Origin of the sequence: Acinetobacter sp. PK01, from assembly GCF_022819285.1 — a bacterium.
GTDB classification, from domain to species: domain Bacteria; phylum Pseudomonadota; class Gammaproteobacteria; order Pseudomonadales; family Moraxellaceae; genus Acinetobacter; species Acinetobacter tandoii.
The window spans coordinates 2,682,325-2,706,938 of record NZ_CP094643.1 but is presented as its reverse complement, the minus strand read 5'-3'; the positions used below and the strand labels follow the sequence as shown (position 1 = coordinate 2,706,938).

At 40.8% G+C, this 24,614-nt stretch carries 22 protein-coding genes; 12 read left to right on the top strand and 10 right to left on the bottom strand.

The annotated features are described in order from the left end of the window. Positions 1–41: 41 nt before the first annotated feature. The 3 genes from rpoC to MP622_RS12745 all read left to right on the top strand — a co-directional run bounded on the left by rpoC (position 42) and on the right by MP622_RS12745 (position 5,423). The gene (gene rpoC, locus MP622_RS12755) at positions 42–4,241 is read left to right on the top strand and encodes a DNA-directed RNA polymerase subunit beta' (RefSeq protein WP_016168442.1); all 4,200 of its coding nucleotides are present in this window, start codon (positions 42–44) and stop codon (positions 4,239–4,241) included. A 145-nt stretch (positions 4,242–4,386) separates the two neighbouring features. After that, positions 4,387–4,926 (top strand): hypothetical protein, encoded by a 540-nt coding sequence (locus tag MP622_RS12750; RefSeq protein ID WP_243791270.1) that lies wholly within the window; start codon positions 4,387–4,389, stop codon positions 4,924–4,926. 137 nt (positions 4,927–5,063) lie between these two features. Continuing rightward, complete coding sequence (locus MP622_RS12745) at positions 5,064–5,423, top strand: hypothetical protein (RefSeq protein WP_016168440.1); 360 nt, start codon at positions 5,064–5,066, stop codon at positions 5,421–5,423. 64 nt (positions 5,424–5,487) lie between these two features. On the opposite strand, the gene MP622_RS12740 is transcribed toward MP622_RS12745, so the two are convergent. Beyond that, on the bottom strand, positions 5,488–5,973 hold the full coding sequence (locus MP622_RS12740; RefSeq protein WP_243791268.1) for a DUF4442 domain-containing protein: 486 nt from the start codon (positions 5,971–5,973) through the stop codon (positions 5,488–5,490). A 123-nt stretch (positions 5,974–6,096) separates the two neighbouring features. On the opposite strand from MP622_RS12740, the gene MP622_RS12735 reads away from it, so the two are divergent. From MP622_RS12735 to htpG, 5 genes are all read left to right on the top strand, one after another. Beyond that, positions 6,097–6,960 (top strand): alpha/beta fold hydrolase, encoded by an 864-nt coding sequence (locus MP622_RS12735; protein WP_243791267.1) that lies wholly within the window; start codon positions 6,097–6,099, stop codon positions 6,958–6,960. 165 nt (positions 6,961–7,125) lie between these two features. Next, positions 7,126–8,538, top strand: a complete 1,413-nt coding sequence (locus MP622_RS12730; RefSeq protein WP_016168437.1) for a Na+/H+ antiporter family protein — start codon at positions 7,126–7,128, stop codon at positions 8,536–8,538. A 295-nt stretch (positions 8,539–8,833) separates the two neighbouring features. Beyond that, positions 8,834–9,439: an OmpW family outer membrane protein gene (locus MP622_RS12725; RefSeq protein WP_016168436.1), complete on the top strand. Its 606-nt coding sequence runs from the start codon at positions 8,834–8,836 to the stop codon at positions 9,437–9,439. Between the two features lie 170 nt (positions 9,440–9,609). Next, the gene (locus MP622_RS12720) at positions 9,610–9,954 is read left to right on the top strand and encodes a hypothetical protein (protein WP_243791265.1); all 345 of its coding nucleotides are present in this window, start codon (positions 9,610–9,612) and stop codon (positions 9,952–9,954) included. Between the two features lie 111 nt (positions 9,955–10,065). Continuing rightward, positions 10,066–11,985 carry a molecular chaperone HtpG gene (gene htpG / locus MP622_RS12715; RefSeq protein ID WP_243791263.1) on the top strand — a complete coding sequence of 640 codons (1,920 nt, stop codon included), beginning with the start codon at positions 10,066–10,068 and terminating at the stop codon, positions 11,983–11,985. Positions 11,986–12,077: 92 nt separating this feature from the next. On the opposite strand, the gene MP622_RS12710 is transcribed toward htpG, so the two are convergent. From MP622_RS12710 to MP622_RS12685, 6 genes are all read right to left on the bottom strand, one after another. Then, positions 12,078–13,217 carry a hypothetical protein gene (locus tag MP622_RS12710; RefSeq protein ID WP_243791261.1) on the bottom strand — a complete coding sequence of 380 codons (1,140 nt, stop codon included), beginning with the start codon at positions 13,215–13,217 and terminating at the stop codon, positions 12,078–12,080. 87 nt (positions 13,218–13,304) lie between these two features. Further along, on the bottom strand, positions 13,305–14,786 hold the full coding sequence (locus MP622_RS12705; RefSeq protein ID WP_243791260.1) for a hypothetical protein: 1,482 nt from the start codon (positions 14,784–14,786) through the stop codon (positions 13,305–13,307). A 9-nt stretch (positions 14,787–14,795) separates the two neighbouring features. After that, positions 14,796–14,975 (bottom strand): hypothetical protein, encoded by a 180-nt coding sequence (locus MP622_RS12700; RefSeq protein ID WP_026440885.1) that lies wholly within the window; start codon positions 14,973–14,975, stop codon positions 14,796–14,798. Positions 14,976–15,276: 301 nt separating this feature from the next. Beyond that, positions 15,277–15,459, bottom strand: coding sequence for a hypothetical protein (locus MP622_RS12695; RefSeq protein WP_044739165.1), 183 nt, complete (start codon positions 15,457–15,459; stop codon positions 15,277–15,279). A 228-nt stretch (positions 15,460–15,687) separates the two neighbouring features. Next, a complete protein-coding gene (locus MP622_RS12690; protein ID WP_243791258.1) occupies positions 15,688–15,921 on the bottom strand; it encodes a hypothetical protein in 234 nt (77 codons plus the stop codon). Between the two features lie 260 nt (positions 15,922–16,181). Further along, on the bottom strand, positions 16,182–16,892 hold the full coding sequence (locus tag MP622_RS12685; RefSeq protein ID WP_243791256.1) for a DsbA family oxidoreductase: 711 nt from the start codon (positions 16,890–16,892) through the stop codon (positions 16,182–16,184). A gap of 235 nt (positions 16,893–17,127) precedes the next feature. Here MP622_RS12685 and MP622_RS12680 point away from each other — a divergent pair, with 235 nt between their 5' ends. The 3 genes from MP622_RS12680 (at position 17,128) to MP622_RS12670 (ending at position 18,906) form a co-directional block, all read left to right on the top strand. Continuing rightward, complete coding sequence (locus MP622_RS12680; protein ID WP_243791254.1) at positions 17,128–17,643, top strand: hypothetical protein; 516 nt, start codon at positions 17,128–17,130, stop codon at positions 17,641–17,643. Positions 17,644–17,788: 145 nt separating this feature from the next. Beyond that, entirely contained in the window at positions 17,789–18,541 is a 753-nt protein-coding gene (locus MP622_RS12675) for a hypothetical protein (protein ID WP_243791253.1), read from the top strand. A gap of 92 nt (positions 18,542–18,633) precedes the next feature. Further along, positions 18,634–18,906, top strand: coding sequence for a hypothetical protein (locus tag MP622_RS12670; protein ID WP_016168425.1), 273 nt, complete (start codon positions 18,634–18,636; stop codon positions 18,904–18,906). 60 nt (positions 18,907–18,966) lie between these two features. On the opposite strand, the gene MP622_RS12665 is transcribed toward MP622_RS12670, so the two are convergent. The 3 genes from MP622_RS12665 to fadB all read right to left on the bottom strand — a co-directional run bounded on the left by MP622_RS12665 (position 18,967) and on the right by fadB (position 23,123). Beyond that, positions 18,967–19,665 (bottom strand): hypothetical protein, encoded by a 699-nt coding sequence (locus MP622_RS12665; protein WP_044739169.1) that lies wholly within the window; start codon positions 19,663–19,665, stop codon positions 18,967–18,969. Between the two features lie 119 nt (positions 19,666–19,784). After that, the gene (fadA, locus tag MP622_RS12660; protein ID WP_243791251.1) at positions 19,785–20,957 is read right to left on the bottom strand and encodes an acetyl-CoA C-acyltransferase FadA; all 1,173 of its coding nucleotides are present in this window, start codon (positions 20,955–20,957) and stop codon (positions 19,785–19,787) included. A gap of 12 nt (positions 20,958–20,969) precedes the next feature. Further along, positions 20,970–23,123, bottom strand: a complete 2,154-nt coding sequence (gene fadB, locus MP622_RS12655; protein WP_044739170.1) for a fatty acid oxidation complex subunit alpha FadB — start codon at positions 23,121–23,123, stop codon at positions 20,970–20,972. Between the two features lie 450 nt (positions 23,124–23,573). Here fadB and MP622_RS12650 point away from each other — a divergent pair, with 450 nt between their 5' ends. Then, positions 23,574–24,551: a hypothetical protein gene (locus MP622_RS12650; RefSeq protein WP_243791249.1), complete on the top strand. Its 978-nt coding sequence runs from the start codon at positions 23,574–23,576 to the stop codon at positions 24,549–24,551. The last annotated feature ends 63 nt before the right edge of the window (positions 24,552–24,614 follow it).

Sequence of the window (24,614 nt, the reverse complement as noted above, 5' to 3'; positions counted from 1 at the left end):
AGTCGAGAAGTGAAAATCTCCTCGACACACGGAGAAAAAAATTGAAAGACTTGCTCGATATCATGCGCAAAAAGACGGACTCAGACGGTCATGCTCCAGTTGAGTTTGATCGCATCCGTATTGGTCTTGCGTCACCAGAAATGATTAAGTCATGGTCTCACGGTGAAGTTAAAAAGCCTGAGACAATTAACTATCGTACGTTCAAGCCAGAACGTGATGGTTTATTCTGTGCCAAAATTTTTGGTCCAGTCAAAGATTACGAATGCTTGTGTGGCAAATACAAGCGTATGAAATACAAAGGCGTCATTTGTGAAAAATGTGGCGTTGAAGTAACAACTGCGAAAGTTCGTCGTGAGCGTATGGGTCACATCGAATTGGCTTCTCCAGTTGCACACATCTGGTTTTTGAAATCATTACCAAGCCGTATCGGTTTGCTTCTTGATATGACGCTACGTGATATCGAACGCGTATTGTATTTCGAATCTTATGTAGTAACTGACCCAGGTATGACTCCATTTGAGAAATACCAACTTCTTAACGATGAAGAATACTTCAATGCGTTAGAAGAACACGGTGATGAATTCACTGCGAAAATGGGTGCGGAAGCGGTTCAAGACTTGCTGAAAGATATCGATCTTGAAGCTGAGATTTCTCGTCTTCGTGAAGAGATTCCACAAACAACTTCTGAAACGAAGTTGAAAAAAGCGTCTAAGCGCTTGAAGTTGATGGAAGCATTCAAAGAGTCGAACAACAAGCCAGAATGGATGGTGATGAATGTACTTCCAGTACTTCCACCAGATCTTCGTCCGTTGGTTCCACTGGAAGGTGGTCGTTTCGCGACTTCTGACTTGAACGATCTTTATCGTCGTGTAATCAACCGTAACAACCGTTTGAAGCGTCTTCTTGATCTTGCTGCGCCAGATATTATCGTACGTAACGAAAAACGTATGTTACAAGAGTCTGTAGATGCGTTGCTTGATAATGGTCGTCGTGGTCGTGCAATTACTGGTTCGAACAAACGTCCATTAAAATCTTTGGCAGACATGATCAAAGGTAAACAAGGTCGTTTCCGTCAAAACTTACTTGGTAAGCGTGTTGACTACTCGGGTCGTTCGGTAATTACGGTAGGTCCTAACTTACGTTTACATCAATGTGGTCTTCCGAAGAAAATGGCACTTGAATTATTCAAGCCGTTTATTTTCGCGAAATTACAAGCATCTGGTCAGGCAACAACCATTAAAGCTGCGAAGAAAATGGTTGAGCGTGAAACTCCAGAAGTTTGGGACGTTCTTGCATCGGTAATTCGTCAACATCCAGTGATGTTGAACCGTGCGCCAACACTTCACCGTTTGGGTCTTCAAGCATTTGAACCGATCCTGATTGAAGGTAAGGCAATCCGTTTACACCCGCTCGTCTGTGCTGCGTTTAACGCCGACTTCGACGGTGACCAAATGGCGGTTCACGTACCATTAACACTTGAAGCTCAATTAGAAGCTCGTGCGTTAATGATGTCGACCAACAACATCTTGTCACCTGCAAATGGTGAACCAATCATCGTTCCTTCTCAGGACGTTGTATTGGGCTTGTATTACATCACACGTGATGCAATCAATGCCAAAGGTGAAGGCATGGTGTTTGCGGATACGCATGAAGTTAACCGTGCATTGGCGACAGGTCAGGTTGCATTACACGCTCGCGTTAAAGCTCGTGTACACCAAACTGTGATTGATGAAAATGGTAACCGTGAACAGCAAACCATCGTTGTAGATACTACACCGGGTCGTTGCTTACTTTGGGAAGTTGTTCCTGAAGGTATGGATTTCCAACAAATTAACGTTGAGATGACCAAGAAAAACATCTCGAAGTTAATCAACTCTTGCTACCGTAAATTGGGTCTAAAAGATACAGTTATCTTTGCTGACCAATTGATGTACCTTGGTTTCCGTCAAGCGACACGTTCAGGCGTATCGGTAGGTATGGAAGACATGGTTATTCCGCCGACTAAGCAAGTGATTATTGACAAAGCAGAAACTGAAGTTCGTGAAATTGAACAACAGTTCGAACAAGGCTTTGTAACTGCGGGCGAGCGTTATAACAAAGTTGTCGATATCTGGGCACGTACCAATGACCAAGTTGCGAAAGCGATGATGGACAACTTGTCTTACACCACTGTGAAAAACAAACAGGGTGAAGATGAGAAGCAAAAATCATTCAACAGTATCTACATGATGTCTGACTCTGGTGCCCGTGGTAGTGCGGCACAGATTCGTCAGCTTGCAGGTATGCGTGGTTTGATGGCAAAGCCAGATGGCTCGATCATTGAAACGCCAATTAAGGCGAACTTCCGTGAAGGCTTAACGGTACTTCAGTACTTTATTTCGACGCACGGTGCACGTAAAGGTTTGGCCGATACTGCATTGAAAACAGCGAACTCTGGTTACTTAACACGTCGTCTGGTAGACGTAGCACAAGACTTGGTGATCACTGAGCCTGATTGTGGCACTTTAGGTGGCTTAGTCATGACTCCGTTCATTCAGGGCGGTGATGTCATCGAGAACTTAGGTACTCGAGTATTGGGTCGTGTAGTTGCAGAAGATGTGAAGAAAGCGGGTTCTGACGAAGTTATTCTTCCACGTAACACTTTAATTGATGAAAAACTTGCAAACTTCCTTGAAGAAGCAGGTGTCGATGAAGTTAAAGTTCGTTCAGTTGTAAACTGTGAATCTACATTTGGCGTGTGTGCGAAATGTTATGGCCGTGACTTGGCACGTGGTCACTTGGTGAACCCAGGTGAATCTGTGGGTGTAATGGCTGCTCAATCGATTGGTGAGCCAGGTACACAGTTAACGATGCGTACCTTCCACGTGGGTGGTGCTGCGAGCCGAACTTCTGCTGCAAACAGTGTACAAGTACGCAACAAAGGTACTGTACGTTTCCACAACGTGAAAACTGTACAACATGCCAAAGGTCACTTAGTTTCTGTTTCACGTTCAGGTGAAATCGGTATTGCAGATGACTTAGGTCGTGAGCGTGAACGTTATAAACTGCCATACGGTGCGTCAATCTTATTGAAAGATGGCGAAGCTGTTGAAGCAGGCGGTATCGTAGCGACTTGGGATCCGCATACACATCCACTCGTTACCGAAGTTGCAGGTAAAATCCGTTTCAGCCAAATCGCTGACGGTGTGACGGCAACTTCTAAAACTGATGATGCAACAGGTATGACAACTGTTGAAATCTTACCTGTAACAGCACGTCCTGCTTCTGGTAAAGATTTACGTCCTGCGGTGGTATTAGATACAGCTGATGGCGGCGAACAGTTCTACTTCTTGCCACAAAACACAATTCTTTCTGTCCGTGATGGCGAAACAATTGGTGTGGGTGATGTTATTGGTCGTGTACCACAAGAATCTTCACGTACTCGTGATATTACCGGTGGTCTTCCACGCGTTGCGGACTTGTTCGAAGCTCGTAAACCGAAAGAACATGCAATCTTGGCAGAAGTGTCAGGTATCGTAAGCTTCGGTAAAGAGACCAAAGGTAAGAACCGTTTAGTCATTACTCCAGATGATGGTTCTGAAATTTACGAAGAATTGATTCCTAAGTGGCGTCAAATCAACGTGTTTGAAGGTGAGCATGTGAACCGTGGCGAAACCATTTCTGATGGTCCACAAAACCCACATGACATTTTACGCTTGAAAGGTGAAGTTGCATTAACTAACTACATCGTGAACGAAGTTCAAGACGTTTACCGTCTGCAAGGTGTAAAAATCAACGACAAACACATTGAAGTCATTGTGCGTCAGATGTTACGTAAAGTAGACATCACTGATGGTGGCGATACCAGCTTCATCAAAGGCGAACAAGTGGATTACATTCGCGTTGTAGGTGAAAACCAAGCTGTGCTTGCACAAAACAAGTTCCCAGCGAAGTTTGAACGTCAGTTGATGGGTATTACCAAAGCGTCACTTTCTACTGACTCGTTCATCTCCGCTGCATCGTTCCAGGAAACAACACGTGTGTTAACTGAAGCGGCTGTAACAGGTAAAGAAGATGATTTACGTGGCTTGAAAGAGAACGTAGTAGTAGGTCGTTTGATTCCTGCAGGTACAGGTTTGGCTTACCATTTAGAACGTCGTCGTCAAGAAGCAGAAGCTGCAGAGCTTGAGCTTCATAATGACTTCTCTGATGTAGACCAAGCGCTTAGCCAAGCATTTAGTGATGAGTTTAATGGTCTTTAATTAGTCCTTAAATCATGATGAAAAGCCACCTTCGGGTGGCTTTTTTACATTCTGAAGCAGAACGACTAAAAAAAATCACATAATTAAATGGATAAAGTTCTATGCTTAAACGTAAATCCATAATTAAATATAAGGTATTAAGAATATGAATTTTAACAATAAATTAATTTTAAGTGTATTGGGGATGCTGGCAGCAGGTTCTGTATTCGCAGCGCCCATGCCCAATGCTATCGTGATTGAAGATAAAGCAGTGGTACCTATTGTAAAAACTCAAGTGATTCGAACTATGCCGGGTAGAGAGCCTGTTCGCACCGTGAATGCCACCATTTTTGAAGTGACAAACAAAGGTAAGGATGTCGTTGCACGTGATGTCGTGATTGTGGATGACAAAGCCCAATTTTCTGATGAAAAAATGAAAGCACCTATGGTGCAAAAGGGTAGTGTAATTGTGCCGACTTCAAAAATTGAAGTAGATTCAAAAGTGACCAGAGATGGTGAGGTCGTTGCTGAAGGAAAGCAATTAGACGCTTCTGGAGTTGAGTTTAAGAAAGGGCAGGATCCTGTACAGAAAAATTTGAAGATTAATCAAATTCAAAATCATGAACATAGTAAAAGTGCAACCCATGCTGTCATTCAAAATGATGGTAAAACAACTAAAGATGTGGTGGTGATTAAAGATGAGTGAGATGTAGTTAGTTAATGTAGTCTTTCAGGTTACAAAATTCTCGTAATTTTATTGGGATTTTTACATAAAACTTCATCTTCGCTCCTTAATACTTTTATAGAGTTGCTACTGGGACAATGGGAAATGGAGATACACTCATGAAAAAGTTAATGAATTTAGCCATTATTGCGACAGTTTCTGCACTCGTTTTCACTGGATGTAGCAATATGTCTGCATCAGAGCAGCGTGTGGGCGCAGCAGCCTTGGGTGGTGCAGTCGGTGGTAGCGTTGGTAGCCGTGTAGGTGGCAGTACGGGTGCTGCTCTTGGTGCAGGTGCAGGTGCCGCGGTAGGAAGTAAATCTCAAAGTGGTTCGACCAAGAATGCAACGTATAGTGGTGTAGGTGCAGGTGTAGGTGCTGTTATTGGTAAGTCGGTATTTGGTGGCGATGCAGGTGCTGCAATTGGTGGGGCAATTGGTGGTGGTGCTGGGGCTGCAATAGAAAACAATAATCGTTAAATCTCTGTTGCATTACATTTGAGATTTTAAGGATTGAAAAAAGGCGCTAAATATAGCGTCTTTTTTATTTTAAATCAGGTTTCGCTTTTTTACGTCGAATGTAGACCGTTTTTTCTACTTCAGCAATGCGCACCCCAGCCTCATCATAAATACTTAACTGATAAATACGATTTACTGGAGAATAGTCCTCTGCCAAGGTTTTAATTTGTTTAATTTCTGCGGCATCAATTCGAATATCTGCATAGACAGTACCTCGCCCAGGAGATAAAAACTGAATCTTGGCAGCTTTGTCCCAGACGATGTATTTTGAGCCAAGGTGATGCATCAGCAACAACATGTAGAATGGATCGATCATCGAATAGAGACTGCCGCCAAAATGTACCCCAACAATATTTTGGTTCTTGCGTGTCAGGGGCATTTTGACCCGAATATGGTAGTTGGGAAAGTCAATCTTTTCGACCTGAATGCCTGCACCGCGGTATGGGGCATAACGATTCAGAATAAATTTGGTGATGGTAGGAACGCTTTGTAATCTTTCGAGAATACTCATGATGCAAAATATTTTTATAAGAGCTTGATCTCATCTTAACCTGACACCCAGAAAATGCAAATCAAGCAGCGGTAGTTCGTCTGATTGTAGAAAAAATACGATAAAACAAAAAGGAAACATAATATGCAAGTCCAAACTCAATGGGTGACCACCACCGATCAGCAGCGCCTTTATGTCAAAGCGTGGGGAGAGGTGCAGAATCCTGCCTTAGTCTTGGTACATGGTTATCCAGATAATCAGGAAGTCTGGGAACCTGTAATTCGTTTATTAGCCAACCAGTTTTATATCATTACCTATGATGTCCGTGGAGCAGGTCAATCTTCTGTACCGAAATCCATTCAAGCTTACGCATTGTCACAACTTTCAGCAGATTTGCAGGCGGTGGTCGATGCGGTACTTCCAGAACGTGAATTTCATCTGGCTGCGCATGATTGGGGATCTATACAATCTTGGGAGTCGGTTACGGATCAGCACTTTGGGCAGCGGATTTTGTCCTATACCACCATTTCTGGTCCGTGTTTAGATCACGCTGCATTTTGGATGCGTGAGCAATTTAAGACACAACCACAACAGTTTTTGAAACAGCTTGGTAAGTCATGGTACATCATGGCATTTCATCTACCACTCGTGGCGCCTACGGTTTGGCGTTTCTTTAAGCCTCAGTATTGGGGACGCGTGCTACAAAAGTTGGAACAGGCGCAAGATTTACCTTTAAATACGCATATTGCTAAAGATGGTCAGTATGGTGTGGGGCTGTATCGGGCGAACTTTCTGCCTAGACTGACTCAGCCACGACAACGTTTTGCCCAATGTGCAGTACAAGCCATTGTGTTGAAGAAAGATAATTTTGTCAGTCCTGCATTGATTGATGAAATACCAAAATGGAGTCCTGATTTTCAGCGGGTCGATTTAGAAGCAAACCATTGGGCAATATTAAGTCAGCCTGAGGCCATTGCGCAGTTAATCGCGAATTTTGCTCGCACATAGAACAGGCTAGAGAACTCGTTGGTTGTGACAAGAAGACAGACAACGAGTTCGATGTTTGTAGTTCCTTTCAATCGAGAATTGAGTCCTGAGAAACCCGATCAAATTACAGTTTCAATGTATCGAATCTGCTAAGATAGCGCTTTTTTTTATCATCTTCAGTTTTTCATGAATGCAGTAGTAATTGCGATTGCCGTGATGTTTCTTTTGTCACTGGCACGAGTTTCTGTTGTTCTGACTTTGGTCATTTCAGCAATTATTGGTGGCTTGGTTGCAGGGCTCAGTTTGTCCGATACCGTAAGTGCATTTAATGCAGGTTTAGGGGATGGGGCTGAAGTTGCCTTAGCCTATGCGGTGTTGGGAGCTTTTGCATTAGCACTGTCTAAGTCCGGTTTACCAGACCTATTGGCACATAAACTGATTGGTTTATTAGGAGCCGAAGTTTCACATCAGCGAGCACGTAAGGTGAAATATTTGCTGTTGAGTATTTTACTGGTCGCGGCAATTTGTTCACAAAACCTAATTCCAGTTCATATCGCATTTATTCCTGTTTTGGTTCCACCTTTATTAAAAGTCATGAATCACTTAAATTTGGACCGCCGTGCTGCGGCTTGTGTCCTAACTTTAGGTTTGGTGGGAACATATATTTTCTTGCCTGTGGGTTTTGGTGCAATTTTCTTAGAACAAATTTTGATGGGTAATATCAACAAGATTGGTGCTGCATATCATTTACATGTTGATCGTTGGATGATGCCAGTCGGTATGGCTATTCCAGTGGTAGGGATGGTGCTTGGGACATTAGTAGCCGTCTTTGTCAGCTACCGCAAGCCACGTCATTATGTTGATCGTGAAGTGGTACGTGTCACCACGATTGATTTGGATAAACCAATTCGTGCAGGTGAAGTGAATTTCGAGCAAGATGCCGAAGAGCTGAAACGTGAAGCGGAGAATGTACCTGTAATTGCGAAAAAGACTATCTTTATGGCACTTTTAGCGATTATTTTGACCCTCATTGCACAATTATATTCGGGTTCGATGATCTTGGGTGGTTTGGTTGGTTTCTCCGTGTTATCCGCAGCAGGTATTTTCAAATGGCAAGAAGCAGATGATGTTTTTGTACAAGGCATGCGCATGATGGCTTTAGTTGGATTCATTATGATTTCGGCGGCAGGTTTTGCTTCGGTGATGACACATACAGGTGATATTAATCAGTTAGTGAATGGTGTAGTGCATCTGATCGGTGACAACCGCGCATTGGCAGCATTCTTGATGTTGTTTATTGGTCTATTTGTAACGATTGGAATTGGTTCATCTTTTTCAAGTGTGCCTGTTTTGGCCGTTATTTATGTTCCGCTTTGTGTACAGTTCGGCTTTTCTCCTTTGGCGACAGTGGCTTTAATTGGTACGGCTGCTGCACTTGGTGACGCAGGTTCACCTGCATCAGATTCAACTTTGGGTCCAACTGCTGGTTTGGGTGTAGATGGACAGCACGATCATATATGGGATACGGTTGTACCAACATTTATTCATTTTAATATTCCCTTATTGGTCTTTGGTTGGATTGCGGCCATGGTCCTTTAATATAATTTTGAGTGTTTTAATATATTTTATATTTCAATTTTATAATATAAAATATATTTAAAATATACTTTATATTAAACCTGAGTAATATACTCTGAATATAATAATAAATATCTGATTAATATGGTTGGTTTTAAATACCAACCGTATTGGTCAAATTAAAATAAATAACTATATTAATCATGTATTTAAAAATAAATTAAATTTATATTAATTAATGGGTATTGCATATTAATAATGGTCTTGTTTAATATTAATTAAGTGTTAAGTTTCTTATTATAAAAGGTTGTTTAATATGTTGAAACAAGCTGCTCTTATTGCATTATTAGGGGTTTCTGCATCTGCGATGGCAGGTGGCTGGCAGGTCAAAGTCGGTGGATCTACAATTGCTCCAACTCAAGACACAACAGTTGCTGGTGTTGGTGTTGTAAAAGCAGAAAGTGAATTGGCATTTACCCCTTCTGTAGAGTATTTCTTTGGTGATTCTCCTATTTCTGCTGAATTATTATTAGCTGCTCCAGTCAACCATGATGTGTCAATCAATGGTGAGAATGCAGTTAAAATTAAGCATTTGCCACCAACATTAACTGTTAAATATAATTTTAAAAATTCAACCCGTTTTACACCATACATTGGGGTAGGTGGAACAGCATTTATTGCTTGGGATGAGGAAACTAAAGGTGCTCTTTCTGGTGCATCGGTTAAAGTTAAAGAAGATTATGGTTTTGCGGGTCAAGTTGGTTTTAATTTCCAACCGGCAGATGCGAAAAACTGGGGTGTATTTGTAGATGCACGTTATGCACAACTTAGCCCAGAAGTGCGTGTAGAGAATACACCAATTAAATTTGATCTAGATATTGACCCAATGGTTTATACCATCGGCTATAGCTATAAATTCTAAGTAATAAAAATAACAATAATAATAACAGCGCTAAAACCTCATCCTTGGATGGGGTTTTTTTATGTTCTTTGTTTGAGTATCTGCAACAATCTTTCACTATGCAGACGCAAAAGATTACACTTTATCCTACTGATTTTGTTTAAATTGAACAAAAAATAGAGTGTTTAAACATGAGAATTTTAAAAATAACTTTATTAATAGTGTCTTCATTCACTGCAATGGGAAGCTATGCTGCCAGTTTTGATTGTGCGCGTGCAGTAACTGTCACTGAACATAAGATCTGTAACCAGCTTGGCTTGAATGATGCCGATGTGAAAATGGCAACAAGTTATAATATTTTAAAACGGTTGGTGCCTATGGGAACGCGTTCAGTGATTCAGGATGAGCAAGTGAAATGGCTGCGTTTACGTGATCAATGTCGGGATAATCTACGTTGTTTAAACGATGTATATGTCATGCGGCAGCAACGAATAGATTTATATTTACAGCAAATTTATCAACGTGGACCGTATTAAAAAACATAAATGATTAAAAAAAGAACAATTGCTATTGAAAAATCATCGAGTCACTCCAATTCATTAAGCATCTGATAAAAACACTGTGTGAATGAATTCGAGGAAGGTTGTATGAGCGAACACAATACACAAAAACATAGCTTTCAGGCTGAAGTGGCACAATTACTCCATTTGGTGACTCACTCACTTTATTCAAACCCAGAGATCTTTTTGCGTGAGTTAATTTCGAATGCTTCTGATGCCTGCGATAAACTGCGTTTTGAAGGTATTAATCATCCTGAATTTTATGAGAATGACCCGAATTTACATGTACGGATTATTTTAGATAAAGAACAAAAAACACTGACTATTTCTGATAATGGTATTGGTCTGACGCAACAAGAAGCAATTGATAACCTTGGAACGATTGCCAAGTCGGGTACCAAGGACTTTATGTCGAAATTGACAGGTGATCAAAAAGCCGATGCACAGTTGATTGGTCAGTTTGGTGTAGGTTTTTATTCGGGCTTTATTGTCGCGGATAAGATTACAGTAGAATCACGTCATGCAGGTGTGCCTGAGCAGGAAGCGGTACGCTGGATTAGTGGTGGTACAGGGGACTTTGAAGTTGAGCAAATTGAAAAAGTAACCCGTGGTACAGACATTATTCTGCACTTACGTGAAGATGCTTTAGATTATTTAGAAAGCTATAAAGTTAAGCAAATTGTCAATAAATATTCTGACCATATTAGCTTGCCAATTGAAATGCAAAAAGAGGTTTGGCAGGAAGAAGAAGTAGCCGAAGGTGAAACACCGAAAGGCGGTCAGATGGTCAAAACGGATGAATGGGAAGCAATTAACTCTGCCAGTGCTTTATGGACACGCAGTAAAAATGAAGTCACTGAAGAGCAATACATCGAGTTTTATAAGAACTTGAGTCATGATTTTGACGCTCCATTGGCATGGGCACATAACCGTGTCGAAGGTAGTACCGAATATACGCAATTACTGTACATCCCAAGCAAGGCACCGCACGATATTTTCACGCGTGAGGCTAAAGCAGGGATCAAGCTGTATGTGAAGCGCGTGTTTATTATGGATGATGCGGATAATTTAATTCCGAACTATCTACGCTTTGTGCAAGGTGTAGTGGATAGTGCAGATTTACCGCTGAATGTTAGCCGTGAACTGTTACAAGAAAGCCGTGATGTCCGTACCATTCGTGAAGGTAATGCACGCCGTATTTTGACCGTGTTGGATAGTTTGGCGAAATCGGAAGATGAAAAAGACCAAGAGAAATTCAAAACTTTCTATGCTGAATTTGGTTCGGTCTTGAAAGAAGGCTTAGGTGAAGACTTTGGTAATCGTGAGCGTATCTTAAAGTTATTACGTTTTGCGACTTCTACTCATGAGGAGATCAGTACCTCTTTAGCAGACTACAAAGCACGCATGAAAGAAGGGCAAAAAGCCATTTACTATGTGACTGCGGAAAGTTTGAATGCTGCGAAGAACTCACCACAATTAGAGTTGTTCAAGAAAAAAGGTATTGAAGTGTTATTAATGGCTGACCGAGTAGATGAGTGGGCAATGAATTTTGTTCAGGACTTCGATGGTACGCCAATGCAAAACGTGTCTAAAGGTGCAGTGGATTTAGGCGACTTGCAAGATGCGGAAGAGAAGAAAGCCCTTGAAGCTGCTGCCGAACAATTTAAACCTGTCGTGGATAAATTGTCGGATGCCTTAAAAGCAAAAACCAAAGAAGTTCGCGTGACTACGCGTTTAGTAGATTCACCAGCGTGCTTGGTAACCAGTGAAGGTGAACTTTCACCACAACTCATCCGTATGTTGAAACAAGCAGGTCAGGCAGTGCCTGAGAGCAAGCCAATTCTGGAAATCAACCCTGAGCATCCATTGGTGAAAAAGTTGGATGGTAGTACCCATTTTGAAGATCTTGCTAATGTGATCTTTGATCAGGCGGTGATTGCAGAAGGAGGTTTACCTGAAAATCCAGCTGAATATGTGAAGCGTATTAATCAGTTGCTACTTAAATAAAACCTGAACTGATGTAAAAAAGGCAACCCGTAACAGGTTGCCTTTTTTATTGAGCATTTTTGTGGATAACACAAAAGTTATCCACAAAAAACTTAGAATAAGGCTTCTAAGCGTAATAAAGTACTTAGATAGTGACTGCGGTCTGCACGATGATCATTGTAATAATTGATATCAGTTTGCACATAGAACCATTCACGCCATAAAGGCTGCCGCCATGAAATAAATGGTCCCCAACTATTCAGACGTAAATCTGAATTGTCCAAATAACCACCTGTGTAGAGCCCATAGTTAAACTGGTTGCCCTGAAAGAATTGATGTTGGCGGAAAGCATAGTTGTCCCAATTTAAATCATCTTTTTGTGCATCGGCATAGGTTAAGCTGAATTGGTCACTTAAGAAAGCTTCATTAGGACGTGCATGAGTCAACTCTAAGTTGGTCCGCAAGTAATTTTCACTGTCGACCCCGTAACGGTAAATTTGTTCCGCGTGAAAGAAAAAGTCATTTTCTAGCGCCCAATCTTTTTTCGCTTTTAAACGTAGATAGATATCATCGCCTGAACGAACCCCGATATCAAAGTCGGTTTCAAATGGTAAGCGTTTGGAAATATCTGACCACCGCAAAGCCAATGAACTGTTGGCATCTCGGTTTTGACGCCGATCATAGGCTTTGTCATTGTCTGGGCTTGGCGGGTTCTCATTGGTGATGGCGACGTTGTTGGCCAATTCGTTATCCAGTGAGTCATCACCAAAGACCAGACTGAGTTTTCTTTCTAAATTGGGCAAACTGATCTTACCGCGGATACGCGGCTTAATATCGTATTCATCATGTTTATTCCAACGGTTATCAATCAGGACCCTTAAGGTTGCAGAAGCTGGGGTTTCAGTATTTCGATCCCCAAACCAGCTATCAATATCCTGTGAAGTGTCATCCGCCCAATTGCGAATTTGCTTTTGCTTACGGTCAATCCAAGTCTGGTTTTCAGTGACCACCGTTGAGGGCACAATTTGCTCATCGGATTGTTCAGGCAGAACCGTTGGGGCTGAATCAATCCAGCGTGGAATAGTATAGAACAAGCTATCTTCTGGAGTAGGAGCTTGCTCGACGGTATAAGGGGGCGAAGCTGGAGTAGCTTCTTGGGGGTCACTCGTATTTGCCCAGCTTGAGGTGTGGACCATCCCCAAGGCAACCATCAACGCAAGTGGCTGGGTAAAAGTTTTTCTCATTGTAGGCATTATCATGATCTTTTATTCTAAATTTACATCTCAAGTTTGGTAAATTTTAGGGATGAAAATCAAGCTTTTGCTACAAAATAAAATAAATTAACTGCCAATGTATATTTGAATGGCATCATACAATTTTGATGCTGAAATGGGTTGTGGGAGAGTTTGAATAATCTTTTGAATCAACTGCCACGATACCCCTTGATGGCGGTCTAAGAGAATATAAGGATAAGCTGTTTCTTCGCGTGATAACTGTAGTCGAGACTGACCATGAATGACACGAATTTTCTGCCGTTCTTTGAGTAAGATAATTGGGGTTCTGTAGTTGACTGAAGTTTCTTCAAATGCAATTAATTTATGCTTTTGAATGCAGTTTGCAGGAATAAATGGTTGATAACTTTCAGTGTTCCAGACTAATTCGGCTTGTTCACTATACAGTTCGAAAAATTGCTGTGCGTTTTTACATTGCTTAAGTAATTGCTCATTTGGTAGTAATTTGAGTGCCACGAGTTCGTAAGCATAATGTTGGCTGACAATATTACCAAGCCGTATGGCATGTAACTGATCTTCTGTACCTAAAATCACGATATATTTGACAAAGCGTCCTTGAGCATTAATTTGTTCAGCTAAATACACAGGCTGATTGTTATATTGTTGTAGTTGACTTGCTGAAACAATGATTTCCAATAAAGGCATTAACTCGGAAACATTGTCCAACGTTAAGTGGCAAAGCTCTAATTCTTGTGCTTGTGGAAATTGTAATGCGGCTAAACGACATTTCCACTCGCCCAGTTCAACAATTTGTGGAAGTAAAGAATTGGGTTCAAGTGCTGCAGTTGCTGTTTTGAGAAGTAATCCACTTGTTGTTTGGGGTTCAGCGGAAGCTAACGAGGGTTTTGTATCCTCTTGTTTAGGGCTTAGCGAAAGACTTTCCATTGAAAGAGCTGCTGCATCCCAATCTGTATTTTGCGTTGATGTGCCTTGTGGTATCAGCGATTCAAAAGAAAATGGACGATTTATGCTATGAGATTCTGGAATCGATTGACTTGAATTCTGCAAAGGAACCACACTGTTTCGGCTCATTTTAAAAGTTTTGCCTGTTTCTAAGGTTTCTTGGTTTAGTTCGGTATCGGTTTTTAATGCTGCATAAATTTCTTGTTGTTCTAACATCCATGCATAATTTTTTTCCAGTCCATCCCAGTCACTCAACAGTGCGGTACGATTCGGGGCTGGAATATACCAGATTTGAAAGCCTAAATTAGCACGATGTAGAATTGCCCAACCCATTTCAGGGTGTTGCTCAAGCGCCTGCTCCAAGGCTAAATCTTGCTTAAATACGCCTCGAAAAGTTTGTACATATAATGAATGTTGAGCAAATTCCTGCGCGGCAAGTTCAGGTTGCATATGCGATTTAAAATTTAAAATTTGTTTTTTAAAAATCGGTTCATCACAATGAATAAAAATTTCTTTCAGACGGCATTTGGATTTGGCAATTTCATAAAATGACAAAGACCGTTGGTCTAAGCTATGAATAAGACCTTGTAATTCCTTGGCTAAATGGGCTTTTTCTAAAACATTCATAGGCTGTCTTTAAAGATGCTGTTGTGCCTTTTCCAAATAACTGGCCAAAACAATATTGGCGGCTATTTCTAATAATTTATATTCAGTTGAAGTGTGTTGCGGATAGCGTTCAGCCATCACAATCAATTCATCCAGATTGATGGTTTGAGGTGCAACTTTTCCTTGAATGAGCGCTTGAATATCTTGCATCTGCATGAAATTTAACTCTTGATTCAATGATCTAGATGATTCAATTATATGGATTTATAAGAAAAAAACATGAAATTTTTTGTCATATTTGACGCATTTTTATATGAATATGACATTTATTTAAAGTTTTTTGATTAAAAATATTCGTAACAATCTATTTTTAATGCAACTTAACGACAACCGTTATTGAAAATAACAGATTGCTACCACGTTTTGATTGTTGGTTTTTGTGTTACAGCAATTACACCACCATAAAAAACAGCCCGATTGAGGGCTGTTTTTATTCTGCAAGAATTATGCTTTAAGCTGCATCTTTTGCAGAAGCTGATGCATCTTGAGCAATATGTTCAGTTGGGGTCGCAGTTGAAGTTTGGGCTTTCACCTCTTTTTTCACTGGGAAATTTGGTACATAAACGACTTGTGCAGAAACTTGAGCAGAAATAGCAAATGCAGCAATAGCCAAAATAGATTTCATGATTGACATAAAAATCACCTTGATAACAGAGAGAATATCCAAATTGGATAGGGAGAAAAAATAAGCAAATTAATAATATCAAAAAATGATCAAAATGGGGTGGATTTCAGCCCCAAAAAGAATGAACGCTCAGTCAAATTATTGTTTTAAATCAATATAATAGAGTTATTGCTCTAAGATTGCCTTAACAATTAAGACAATCTTATAGGGATGAAAAAACAATGAAAAATAAAACATTTAGAGCTGCTTAGACTGATGCTTTTGATACATTTTTGCACTCATAATTCCGATGACTGCACCTGAAAAAGGACTAAGTTTAGGAAGAAAACGCCCTGCAATTGCACCCATCACAGCACCTGCAAAAGCAGGTGAAACACGAGATTTCTTTTTGGTTTGGGTTGATCTAGCACGGGAAAAATCTTGCGTGGTTGGCGCGTCAGTAGTTTGATCGAGAATAGCTTGATATTTCATATGGACCTCATGTCAAAGTTAGCTGAGTAACTGTACTGTTCTAGCCTATCGCAAGGTTGTGTAACGATTGTCAGGTTCCTGTGTAGCCTAGGCTGACTTTATACAAGTGAATTGTTGTGATTGTTGGTTAAAATGTGGTCGCTGTATGAATTCGGTGATATCGCTTTGCAGGGTAATGTCTAAATTGTGTTGACAGAAAAAAACCTCCAAAGTTAGTACTCAGGAGGTTTAAAAATGATAGCAATTAAATTGTGAGGGACTTATTTCGGTTGTTCTGATACTGGATCACATTGTCCATTGACATCACATTGATTTGCGTCAGACGCTGGATCTGTATCATTTGCTGTTTCCATCGCTTTTTCTAAAACTTGTAAGAAAACTTCGCGTGGTTGTGCACCAGCTAAAGCAACGCGCTGATCAAACACAAAGAAAGGTACGCCCATAACTTTGAGTTGATCGCGTGCGACTTCCTGATCAAATTTAACAAAGTCGGCGTATTCATCTGAATTCAACACATCATCGACTTCGACAGGATTAAGTCCAATACGTGCAGCAACATCTTCAATGGTTTCACGCTCACCAATTGGCAAACCTTGGGTCATATAGCTGTAGAAAAAGGCTTCTTTCGCTTCAGAACCCAAGCCTTTACTTTGTGCCAAATGGATAATACGGTGTGCATTAAAGGTATTGCCAGAATTGGCATTTTCCCAATTAAACTCAATACCTTCTGCTGCGGCCATCGTTGCAATATTACGTTGCATGTCTTCAACTTCTGCAAGTGTACGACTATATTTTTGTGCTAAACGTTCAGAGTTTGAAATCTCTTGGCGTAGCGGTGCTTCAGGGTCAAGCTCAAAGCTGTGCCAATGCACTTCTAGTTCTACACCTGCATGCTCTGCCGCAGCTTCTAAACGTTTTTTTCCGATATAGCAAAATGGACAAACGACATCGGACCAGATATCAACACGCATGTGATTTCTCAAAAAGTAAAAATAGCAATAGAGCGAAAGATGGGGATGATTTATAGAATTTAAAGCGAATACGATGAAAAAAGCCTGTTGTTGGATGCTGTTGACATCGTGCTAATTCATCCATATTTGACCGCTTATCTGACAAATAAACTGGATGTGGCTGAAAAAATATACAATAAAGTCTGAACTATATAATACATAATCTTGTTGATATCTCTACTTTGGGGATGGTTTTATGAATTTGATGAAATATTTTCTAGCACTTTCTTTTATTGGGGTTTTACTGTCAACTTATGTTCAAGCCAACGGTGAAATCGTGAGTTTGCCGACATTTAAAGTCATGGCTGAGTCAGAACTTCGTGCAGAATCAGGAATCATTCCTTATCAGCAGGATGAAAATATTCGTAAGGCCTTACAGCATCGGATGATGCAATTACAGGATGATACCCAGTCTTTTGTTGTAGACCCCACTCTTGTTCATAATTTAGATATCTTGGCGCCTGCTGCAACCCCAGATTTAGATTCATTGCCTCCATTATTACGTGAGCATATATTAAATATTGCCGCAGGTTTACAGTCATCTGACCCAACTGAAGGCTTGTATATCATGTTGCAACCTTTTGGTATTGATCGGAATGCAAAAAATGTCCAGATTGTCCGTGAGCAAATTTCTATTGGACAAGTCGATTATAATTTTATGCAGGGTAATCAACCAAATACACAATTGCCACGCGCACCAAATACAAAATAAAACGTTCAGTGTTTTGAATATAACCCATTGTTAATTTAGCTAAATTTACAGTAGCGCATATTTTAAAAAATGTAAAAAATTGCTGAAATATTCAGCATGTTCTGATGTTTGCTATGATAGAAACAAAGAGGACTCGGAGCGGACTATGCCACGTATCTTTCTGATTTTAGGATTAGCGACCACTGTCGTGTTTGGTGGATTATTTTATCAATATTACGAGCAACAAAAAGAAGCAACTCAACTCGAACAATATCAAAAGGTACTCTACGAAAAAACTGATTTAATTTATGCCCAAGCCAAAGATTGGGATAACCCTATAAATGTCGATGTGACCGATGCACGCTTACAGGGTGATTATAAAGTGATGGCCAGTTTTGTTTTGAGCCAGATGATTCAAAGTGCCGAAGCACGTAATGCTTATTTACGTGAGTTAAAAGCGATTCATTGGGATGAATTTTTAAATATTGACCGTTTAAGCAAAGATAAAAAACAGGACTACAAAGAAACGGATTTAATGTTGCAGCAAGCACATGCCTTGGCAACGGAATATCAGGTCAAGATTGAACAAGCACAACAAAATGCCCTAGAGCAAGCGAAACAACTCCCGATTCAATCACGTTATCGCCATCAATTGGCAGAAAATTTGCGGGAAAGTGAAAAGCAAAATGAGGCTCTGACATTATTTGAAATAGAGAAACAGGTGCTTGAAAAAGCGGATCAAATTTTTTTGGTGTTAAAGAATAACCGTTGGCAGAGTAAAAATAATACCTTCATGTTTTATGATGATGCGGCCCTAAAACAATTTAATACGCTGTATCAGGACGTATTAAAACTGAATGCACAGATGCAACAGATTCAGCAGAAAAATCAACAAGCGCTTGAACAAAAGCATGAGTAAACGCTGGATCAGTGTCATATAACTTTAAAATGACTGCGTTAAGTTAGAACTGTTGAACACCTTTACGCATCAGATTTAAAGCAGGTACAGCAATGAAAACCATTCAGGTCTTTGATGATATTCAACAGGTATATGTAGAATTTTTACAAAATAAAGCCTATCCCAAACTGGAGAGTTTGAGTAATTGGGGTAAAAACCGTTTCTTCTTTAGTCAATATTTCCGTTTAATTGAAGACTGGCACCATACTGAACAAATTGTGATTGAGTTTAATCAGCAGTATTACAGTTTGGATACAGGCAATGCCCCTGATTTTATGGATCAAGAAAAATACATGGCATGGTTGATGGCAGAGCTACTGGCTTAACAGGTGACACGAGTTCTAGAAGTCCATCCATTCAGTTTGGACTTCTAGTTATTCATAATATTAATCAAAGATTTTTTCGGCTGCTTGGAATGGTAGGCTGACCACATCAATCGCTACAGCAAAAGGCAGTAACACCAGTTTTTCAAAAGGATTGAGTCCCGATTTTGATTTGTAACTTTCCTCTTGATAGGTATAAATGCTGACCTGATACGGCTTACTCAGTGCTTTTAACGATGCCAAATTATTTGCAGCAGGGTAGACCACACCAGCCAAAGCAATGTCGAAACAGAAGCGTTGAGCTTTCATGCGTTCATCACTATAAGTTGAACACTCTTTTGCACCATTTTCGATAAAGAATTCGAGGTCTTTTTTGCTGATGTCTTCTTTAAGTTTGACATAAGACAGTGGCAGTGTACCTGTGAAATGGCCATCATTTTTCTCTGAATAGAAACTGAGTTCTTTGGTCATTTGAATATTTTTCGGGTCTAGTTTGGTGATCAGCGTGACAAACTGTGCTCCACCTTGGGTCAAGATATAGCTATTTTTTTGTCCCGCAATCACTAGACTATTGGCTGGCAGGGTGTTGAGCGTTTGAGCGGGTTTACCGAATGCCACCACTTGGTCTTCGACTAAAGTGACTTTGTTAGAGCGAGTATAAGTTTTATTGTCTTTGGTCATCAGGGTTTTGGTGGCGCAACCTGTGAAAAGTGTCGCTATGATGCCTGCACTGATGATGGTTTTTACTGGTGATGAAAACATCAAGTTCTCCTGCTCATTTTATTGTTAAGCTTTAATAAAGTAATATTTACAAAATCTTGAGAGAACCATAATAAAAAATCCCCGCCAAAGCGAGGATTTTTATTCATCAAATTAGTGGATTAAACACGTTCGATAATTGTCGCGATACCTTGACCCAAACCGATACACATGGTCGCAAGACCAATTTGCGTATCTTGCTGTTCCATCACGTTTAACAATGTTGTTGTAATACGCGCACCAGAACAACCCAATGGGTGACCTAACGCAATCGCACCACCATTTAAGTTAATGATGTCTTGCTTGTCATACACACCTAAGCCTTTCATGACTGATAAGCCTTGAGCCGCAAATGCTTCGTTTAACTCGATCGTTTGGATATCCGCCATCGTTAAACCAGCACGTTTAAGTGCTTTTTGCGTTGCAGGAACAGGACCGTAACCCATAATCGCAGCATCACAACCTGCAACTGCCATAGAGCGAATTACAGCACGTGGCTTAAGACCTAAAGCAAGGGCACGTTCAGCAGACATCAATAACATTGCAGATGCACCGTCAGACAACGCTGAAGATGTAGCAGCAGTTACTGAACCGCCTTTCGGATCGAATACAGGACGTAGTGCTTTGAACGACTCAAGGTTTGCATCTGGGCGAATTACTTCGTCGATGTCACAAAGGATTTTAAAGCCATTTGCATCGTGACCTTCAACACCAACGATTTCGTTTTTGAAACGACCTTCTTGAGTTGCAGCCCAAGCACGGCGATGAGATTCAACACCAAACGCGTCTTGCTCTTCACGGCTAATGCCGTTCATGCGACCTAACATTTCAGCAGTTAAGCCCATCATGTTAGATGCTTTAGCATAGTGTTTAGATGCTTCTGGGTTTAGGTCGATGCCGTGCATCATGCCTACGTGCCCCATGTGCTCTACACCACCAATAATGAAGATATCACCTTGGTTAGTAGCAATCTGTGCAGCAGCCGTGTGAAGTGCTTGCATAGATGAACCACAAAGACGGTTAACCGTTTGACCTGCTACAGTTTTTGGAAGGTCAGCCAATAAGCCGATGTTACGACCAATGTTCATCCCTTGTTCTAGAGTCTGGTTTACACAGCCCCAGATCAGGTCTTCAACTTCATTGGTGTCAAACTGGTTACGAGCAACGAGTGCACGAACCAATTCAGCCGATAAGCTGTCGGCACGTACATTGCGGAACATACCGTTTTTGGTTTTACCCATTGCTGAACGTACGCCATCAACGATGACAACGTCACGTGGATTTAAAGTAGCCATTCACGTTGCTCCTTAACCGTAGAATTTTTTGTTGTTAGCAGCCATGTCACGCAACATTTGTGGCGCTTCATAAGCCTTACCTAAGTGTGCATATTTGTCGCAAAGTGCAACGTATTCAGCAACACCTGTTTGGTCGATGTAACGGCATGGACCACCACGGAATGGAGGGAAACCTACACCCATAATCATCGCCATATCTGCTTCAGACGCAGTCGCTACGATGTTGTCTTCTAGGCAACGAACAGTTTCGTTACAGAATGCAAGCATCATACGGTCAATGATTTCTTGAGCATCAAATTCATGTTTTTCCGCAGTCGCAACAGAAGCAACCAACTCGTATGCAGTTGGATCAACCACTTTGGCTTTTTTGCCTTTCTTGTCGAGTTCGTATTTATAGAAACCAACATCGTTCTTTTGACCAAGACGTTTGTTTTCGTACATGGTTAAAGTCGCGCCTTTGAAATCTGGCTTCATACGGTCAGGGAAACCTTCAGCCATGACTTCTGCACCATGAACGCCCGTGTCGATACCGACCACGTCGATAAGGTAAGCAGGACCCATAGGCCAGCCGAATTTTTCCATCACTTTGTCGACTTGTTGGAAATCAGCACCATCTTTAAGAAGAAGGTCGAATGCACCGAAGTAAGGGAACAATACACGGTTTACAAGGAAACCTGGACAGTCATTCACCACGATTGGTGTTTTACCCATTTTCTGAGCAAGTACGACAGTCGTTGCAATCGCTTCAGCAGAAGTCTTCTCACCACGAATCACTTCGACCAATGGCATCATGTGTACAGGGTTAAAGAAGTGCATCCCGACAAAGTTTTCAGGACGTTGTAGGTTTTCAGCCAAACGTGTGATTGAAATCGTAGAAGTATTTGATGCAATGATCGTATTTTCACGAACATTTTTCTCGGTTTCAGCCAGTACGATACCCTTCACTTTAGGGTTTTCAGTTACCGCTTCAATCACGATATCGACTTCTTTAAACTCGTCATAGCTTAAAGTAGGACGGATGCGCGCAAGAGTTTCACCCATTTGAGCAGGTTTCATCTTCTTACGTTCAACTTGTTTGGTCAGTAAGCCATTGGCTTCTTTCATACCCAAAGCAAGTTGCGGATTACCAATATCCTTCATGATGATTGGTGTGCCTTTGCTTGCCGCTTGATAAGCAATACCACCACCCATGATACCCGCGCCCAATACAGCCGCTTGGTTTACAGGATGTGCACCTTTTTCATATTTCTTCGAAGTTTTCTTTACCACTTGGTCATTGATGAATAAACCGATCAATGCACCTGCTTGTGGTGTAATCGCTGCTTTAGCAAAGCCCGCTGCTTCTGCTTTTAATGCATCATTACGTGGAAGGCCTGCACCTGCTTGTAATGAATCTAACATTAATTTTGGCGCTGGGTATTGTGCTGGGTTTGCTTTTGCAAGAACCGCACCTTTCGCCGTGTTGAACGCCATCATTTGTTCAAGTTGGTTGAGTTTTACTGGGTCAAGTTTTTCTTGACGTTTTGCTTTCCAATCTAGGCGGCCAGCAATGGCTTGTTTTACTAAGTCAATTGCCGCTTCTTGAAGTTTGTCCGCAGCCACAACCGCATCTACGGCACCGTCTTTCAATGCAGCAGCAGGTTTTTTCGGCGCAGCCATCGCCATCCATTCAACCGCATTGTCGATACCAATCACGCGGCTTAAACGAACTGTACCACCGAAACCAGGGAAGATCCCGAGTTTGATTTCTGGTAAACCGACTTGAGCTTGTTCAGACATGACACGGTAGTCACACACCAAACACATTTCAAAACCACCGCCCAATGCCATACCATTGATTGCAGCAACTTTAGGAATGTCTAAATCTTCAAAGCTGTTGAAGATGTCATGAACAGGCAGTGCCCAGTCGATAATCGCTTGTTCACCTTGCGCGAAGTTTTCACCAAATTCTGTGATGTCTGCACCAACGATGAATGTAGATTTACCCGAAGTAACGACCAAGCCTTTTACTGAGCTGTCTGCTTTTACAGCAGCAATGGCAGCTTTAAAATCTTCAATCGTTGCACGGTTAAATTTGTTGACCGACTCATCTTGTAAGTCAAAGCGGAATTCTGCAATTCCGTCCGAAAGCATTTGGACGGTAATGGCATTGCCAGCGTGGATCATGCCTGATCTCCTTTATTTTGGAGGACTTCTAAGTTGATGTTTTGAAGCGTGTTCGCTTGTTCTGCGCACGAAAATGCTTCGCTAATCTTACGATAACTATATCCAAAAAGAACATAACAAGTTGTATCAAGCAGTGACGCAATGGTCATCAATTTTAATTTCATTTACAGCAAAAATTATTGAAGTGAAACCTGTACTGAAAATTGTTCAATAAGATCCATCTGTTTTTTATAAAAAAAATGTACTGCTTATGCTTTTGTTGTACTTGATGGAGAATGAAAAATCACCATTCATCACTATGCAATTTGTGTCAAAAAAGTCAATTGAATTTTGGAAGTTTCCACTAATAATAAAGAAGACAACTTTATTTTATATGACTTGATTATCTGTTAAGAAAAGTTAAAATTTGTGCGGGTTTTATTTTAACAACCATTCAAAAAAGAAAATATCATGACTTTAAAAAATAAACATTTGTTGCTGTTACCTTTAATCTCATTGTTGCTCAGTGCTTGTGGAGGGGGTGGCGATGGCGCTAGTAACTTCAAACCTGCACCAGAAGATACTGCTAATGGCACAAAATATTATCGCATCCAGTATTATTTTGATGATAAAGGTGATGCGTTCACTGCTTCCCATTTTGAATTGCAAAATAGAAAAATTGTCACCGCTGACAGTCGTCAGCCATTGAATCAATATATTGTGACTCAACAAGCAGTGTATGAGCCATCTCAGCGCTATCAAGCTGACATTGATGTGCATTCAATGTCACACTGGACTTTAAATCTAATTGCCGATTTGAAAACAGACTGGAAATTCGAAAAGGTCGCGTTAAGTGGAAAAAACATCTTTGATACAGTCATGCCAGGCTATCGTGACTTACGTTTTGACACGCAAAGTCCATATGCCAATGCACGAATCTTTTTAGCTTCACATGGTGCAGAAAAATTCCCACAAGGCAGTACCTGTTACCGTTTGATCTCCACGAAGAATAATCAACCCTATTTTAGCTTTCAAACTAATCGTGCAGAAACACAAACCTTTGCTCAGGTTCAAGCACAAAACCAGTTGACCGCCAATTTGGCACAAAAACAGTGGCCTAAGCTGGGAATAGAACATGTTACGGGACAATGGGCAACTCGCTTAGATTGGAGCGTTGTTATTAGCAGTGTGACGGGACAGGAAATTTCAGGTTTAAGCAAAGTGCAATTCAATGATCAGGTTTATGCTGCCAATTTGAATAGTGCCAGTGAATGGATAGCAAAGAATCAAATTCAGTTTGAACAAGACAGCATTGCCTATGGTGTTTATCAAGATAATCCTGAACAACTCAGAAACTCTAAACTCACGATTGCCAATTTGGAACGAGGCTGTTTCATCTATAACCAAGTTGCAGCAGACAAATTAGCGACTTTAAGCTTTATTCGATAATGGCTTTGGCAGATTGCTTAGAGGGCAATCATCGGATACAGGCATGAATTTTTGAATTAAATT